This window comes from Staphylococcus sp. GDX8P80P (assembly GCF_017893095.1).
GTDB classification, from domain to species: Bacteria; Bacillota; Bacilli; order Staphylococcales; family Staphylococcaceae; genus Staphylococcus; species Staphylococcus borealis.
In genome coordinates, this window is sequence record NZ_JAESMI010000170.1 from 1 (window position 1) to 4,485 (window position 4,485).

At 32.3% G+C, this 4,485-nt stretch carries 6 protein-coding genes; 3 read left to right on the plus strand and 3 right to left on the minus strand.

Annotation, left to right across the window (positions count from 1 at the left end; translation table 11 throughout):
- Window positions 1-41 precede the first annotated feature (41 nt).
- From KA858_RS11975 to KA858_RS11985, 3 genes are all read right to left on the minus strand, one after another.
- On the minus strand, window positions 42-1,253 hold the full coding sequence (locus KA858_RS11975) for a YihY/virulence factor BrkB family protein (protein WP_210135801.1): 1,212 nt from the start codon (window positions 1,251-1,253) through the stop codon (window positions 42-44).
- 187 nt (window positions 1,254-1,440) lie between these two features.
- Window positions 1,441-1,725, minus strand: coding sequence for a YtxH domain-containing protein (locus tag KA858_RS11980; protein WP_053030367.1), 285 nt, complete (start codon window positions 1,723-1,725; stop codon window positions 1,441-1,443).
- A gap of 5 nt (window positions 1,726-1,730) precedes the next feature.
- Window positions 1,731-2,195, minus strand: coding sequence for a low molecular weight protein-tyrosine-phosphatase (locus tag KA858_RS11985; protein ID WP_053030366.1), 465 nt, complete (start codon window positions 2,193-2,195; stop codon window positions 1,731-1,733).
- A gap of 141 nt (window positions 2,196-2,336) precedes the next feature.
- Here KA858_RS11985 and KA858_RS11990 point away from each other — a divergent pair, with 141 nt between their 5' ends.
- Genes KA858_RS11990 through KA858_RS12000 form a run of 3 tightly spaced genes read left to right on the plus strand, consistent with a single transcriptional unit; the run spans window position 2,337 to window position 4,373 of the window.
- Window positions 2,337-2,546 (plus strand): DUF1128 domain-containing protein, encoded by a 210-nt coding sequence (locus tag KA858_RS11990; protein WP_210135802.1) that lies wholly within the window; start codon window positions 2,337-2,339, stop codon window positions 2,544-2,546.
- Between the two features lie 13 nt (window positions 2,547-2,559).
- Window positions 2,560-3,807 carry an aminopeptidase gene (locus KA858_RS11995; protein ID WP_210135803.1) on the plus strand — a complete coding sequence of 416 codons (1,248 nt, stop codon included), beginning with the start codon at window positions 2,560-2,562 and terminating at the stop codon, window positions 3,805-3,807.
- Between the two features lie 32 nt (window positions 3,808-3,839).
- Window positions 3,840-4,373 (plus strand): acyl-CoA thioesterase, encoded by a 534-nt coding sequence (locus KA858_RS12000; protein ID WP_053030364.1) that lies wholly within the window; start codon window positions 3,840-3,842, stop codon window positions 4,371-4,373.
- The last annotated feature ends 112 nt before the right edge of the window (window positions 4,374-4,485 follow it).

A 4,485-nucleotide genomic window follows, 5' to 3' on the forward strand; every position in this document is an offset into this window, starting at 1 on the left:
TCTCTAGGAATGATGTCCCAGGCTCTTTTATTTAATAAATATTACTTCTTAGTATCATCGTCGTTGTTAGTGAATTTATCTTTGATTTTCTCAGTTAATGAAACGTCTTCTTCATTTTTATCTTCTGGATCTTTATCAACTTTGTAGTTTTCATCTTTACCAATTGCTGTTTGTTTATATTCATAAGTTGTATCTTCGTTGTAGTGGTTTTGGTTATTATCATCATGGTCTAATGCTGCTTCTTCAGGCGTTTGGCCTTTAATCACGTGTCTTTGATGAATAATCGCATTAATTTCGGCACCTATGATGATGATGAAACTTGTTAAATATAACCAAATTAAAAGGATGATAATCCCTGCGATACTGCCGTATGTTTTAGAATAGTTTCCAAAATTAGAAATATAGAAACCGAATGCGAAAGATCCAATTAACCAGATAACCGATGTGAATATCGCCCCTGGTAATACAGATTTTAATTTCGTTTTAACATTTGGTGCTACTGAGTATAGAATTGTAAAAAGAATCAAAATAATGATTAATGGAAGTACAACTCTAATTAAACTGAAAACCCATTTGATTTGATCATCTAATCCTAGGGGACCAAATAAGAAATGAGCGATGACTGAACCCATAGTTGGTAGTGCCATAGCTACTAAAAATACTACACCTAACACAATTGTAAATACAACACTTAATAACTTTAATAGAATACCGTTTCTATTATCTTCTACATCATAAGCAACATTAAATGAGTTCATGATTGCTGTCATACCATTAGAAGCTGACCAAATTGCTAAGATTAACCCGATAGATAGTAAACTGCCACTTGAATTTTTAGTGACATCGCTAATGACACCTTGAATTAGACTAGACGTGTCAGCGGGTGCGTTACTTAGTAAACCAGTAATTTGGCTTTGATCTAAGTTGAATAGTGGTAATAAAGTTAATAAAAAGATCAGCATAGGGAACATAGCTAATACAAAATGATAAGTCATTTGTGCAGCCAAACCTGATGCATCATCTTTTCCTATACGATAGATTAAATATGAGAGAAAATTAGATTTTTTTGTATATTTAGCTGGTTTATTTAATCGTGATACAAAAAAGACTTGATTATCTTTTTTGGGTTCTTTAGATTGAAATTCTTGTGGTTCGACATATGTACGATCAACATTTATTTTATCTTGATTCTTCTCTTGTTCTTCTTTAATAGAGTTAAGATATTTTGAGTTCGATTTATTTTCTTTTGACATAACAATCTCCTTTGCTTTAACCACATACATAAATAAAAAGTAAAAGAAGCGGGACAGAAACCTGTTATATTAGAAGATTTCATTGTCCCGCTTTACTATGAGTGAAAATCAAAATTGATATGATTCACTTTTAGTTATTGCTATGATCGCTAACATGTTAGACGATGTAGCAATAGTAAGCAACCAATTATTGACCAATGCGGTTATTCTTACGGTTAACGAAAGTATCTTTCGCATCTTTAATTGATTTTTCTAATTCTGGATTATTACGACGAATTTCTTCAATTGTATCTTTCCAATATAAAACTTCGTCTTTAATAGAATTAAATTTAGAAGGTTTACGTGAACGATTACCTTCTTTAATATCTTTTACAGATTGAACTAATGCATTACGTGTTGATTTGTCTGCTAACGTAGCAGCGCCACCAACAAGTGCACCTATTAAAATACCAGGAATTAATTTGTTTTCCATTTCATTTACCCCTCTTTCAAATTTGCATCTTTAACGATGAAATCAATTAGATTATCACAAGATGATTGTACCATTTCATATACACCTTCAAAATTATTTGTGTAGTAAGGATCTGGTACATCACTCTCTTCCATATTACTAAATTCAAGTAATTTGAACAATTTTCCTTTTAGGTTAGGATTGATGTTTTTGATATTATCAACATTACTTTGATCCATGGCAATAATATAATCAAAATCATCACTCGGTTCAAACAACTCACTAATCATACCATCAAAAGGTATATTATGGCGATTAAGAATATCTTGAGTACCTTCATGAGGAGGTTCTCCAAGGTTCCATTTGCCAGTGCCTCTTGAATAAACATTAACACCTGAAACATGTCTATCTTTCAAGCGTTGACGCATGATTGCTTCAGCCATAGGAGAGCGACATATGTTTCCAAGACATACAAATGCTATATCTACCATACTCTATTCCCCCTAATCTGTTATATATAAACCATTTTATAGTTATTTTAAAATTTTATAAAGACATAATATTACTTTATTCGATAAAAGTTTGTTAAATCGTCATACTTTGATAAAATATTGTATTAAAGAGGTGATAACGTGACTCAAAATAATAATAAAGAAATGATTGCAGAGATTAGAAAAAAGTTAAATATCGTTAATCAAGGATTATTAAATCCCAATAAATTTGAAGAAGCCAATCATCAAGATGTAGAGGAAATATACAATTTTGTAATGTCTAAAGATTCTTTTTCACCAAGTGAAGTGACAGCGATTGCTGACGAATTAGGCAACTTACGTCAAGATTAAGGAGGATGCGCATATGACTTCATTAAGTTATAACGAGAAATTACAACAATATGCAGAATTATTAGTAAAAATTGGCATGAACGTACAACCTAAACAACCTGTGTTTATTAGATCTTCAGTGGATGCTATCGAGTTGACGCGATTAATTGTTGAAGAATCTTATAAAGCAGGGGCTTCAGACGTTAAAGTTGTATATGCTGATTCTAGATTAAATAGACTTAAGTTCGAATATGAATCGGTCGATTATTTTGAACATCAAGCTGTAAAATCATATGAAGTAGATGAACGAATGGATTATGCTAATCGTGGTGCAGCTAATTTAGCCTTATTAAGTGGAGATCCTAACTTATTAAACGGTATAGATGCAGAAAAACTGAAAGCATATCAAATGAGTTATAGTCATGCATTCAAAGGTTATATGGAAGGAAGTCAAAAGAATCAATTTCCATGGGTAGTTGCAGCCTTTCCTTCTAAAGATTGGGCGAAACGTGTTTATCCAGAATTAGACGAAACAGCTGCACTGGAGAAATTTATTGATGAAGTATTTGATATCGTAAGAATTGATGGAAATGATCCTATTGAAAATTGGAAGCACCATATCGAAAACTTAAGTGTACATGCTAAACAAATGCAAGACAAAAATTATAAAGCCTTACACTATCAATCAGAAGGAACAGACTTAGTCGTTGGTCTTCCTAAAGGGCATATATGGGAAGATGCTACAAGCTATGTAAATGGAAATCAACAAGCATTTATAGCGAATATACCAACTGAAGAAGTCTTTACAGCTCCTGATCGTAATAATGTCAATGGATACGTGACGAATAAATTACCACTAAGTTATAATGGAACAATTATTGATGGCTTTACATTAACGTTTAAAGATGGACAAATTGTAGATTTCAAAGCGGAAAAAGGCGAAGAGGTACTTAGAGATCTGATTAACACAGATGAAGGGGCTAAACGATTAGGTGAAGTTGCCTTAGTACCTGACAATTCTCCAATTTCAAATCGTAATACTATTTTTTACAATACACTTTTTGATGAGAATGCATCGTGCCATTTAGCTATTGGTTCGGCATATGGTTTTAATGTTGAGGGTGGTACAGAAATGACGACTGAAGAAAAAGTTGCCAGTGGCTTAAATGACTCAAATGTGCACGTTGATTTCATGATAGGTAGTGCTGATTTAACGATTTATGGAATTAAACAGGATGGCTCTAAAGAATTAGTGTTTAAAAATGGTAATTGGGCACAATAAAAATAGAAATTAATATAAAAGAGGTATAACGCATGTCAAATTCTCAAGATAATCGAAAATCAATGTCTGAATCGAAAAGTTTTAAAGCTAAGCAAGTATTTCCTCAAGACACCAATCATCATCACACAATGTTTGGTGGATCATTGATGGCTAATATAGATGAAATAGCAGCTATTACAGCGATGAAACATGCTAATGCACAAGTAGTAACAGCTTCAACAGATTCGGTTGATTTCTTAAGACCAATCAAAACAGGAGATATAACTTCTTATGAAGCAATGGTCAGTTATGCAGGTACGAGTTCAATGGAAGTTTGTGTACAAATTATCATTGAAGATGTTTTAAATAAAGAAAAGCATTTAGCAGCCTTAAGTTTCCTTACTTTCGTTGCATTAGATGATAATGGGAAACCAGTCAAAGTACCAGATGTTTATCCAGAAACAAAAATTGAAAAATGGTTTTACGAAAGTGCACCTAAACGTGTTCAACGTCGTAAAGATAGAAGGGAAGAAAGTAAAAGTACTATCGAATTTTTATCAAACGCGCAACATATTGAAGAAATTTAAACTTTGTGAAGCGACTTGCAATATAGATAGTATAGTTTAAAAGAGTAAAAATAAGCACCACATAAAATAATGTTAGAGTAAATTTATTTTATGGGTTCTAAGAGAAATGCGG

Coding starts and splice junctions, on each gene's coding strand:
- KA858_RS11980 (WP_053030367.1), bottom strand. CDS start 1,725: ATGGAAAACAAATTAATTCCTGGTATTTTAATAGGTGCACTTGTTGGT.
- KA858_RS12000 (WP_053030364.1), top strand. CDS start 3,840: ATGTCAAATTCTCAAGATAATCGAAAATCAATGTCTGAATCGAAAAGT.
- KA858_RS11995 (WP_210135803.1), top strand. CDS start 2,560: ATGACTTCATTAAGTTATAACGAGAAATTACAACAATATGCAGAATTA.
- KA858_RS11975 (WP_210135801.1), bottom strand. CDS start 1,253: ATGTCAAAAGAAAATAAATCGAACTCAAAATATCTTAACTCTATTAAA.
- KA858_RS11985 (WP_053030366.1), bottom strand. CDS start 2,195: ATGGTAGATATAGCATTTGTATGTCTTGGAAACATATGTCGCTCTCCT.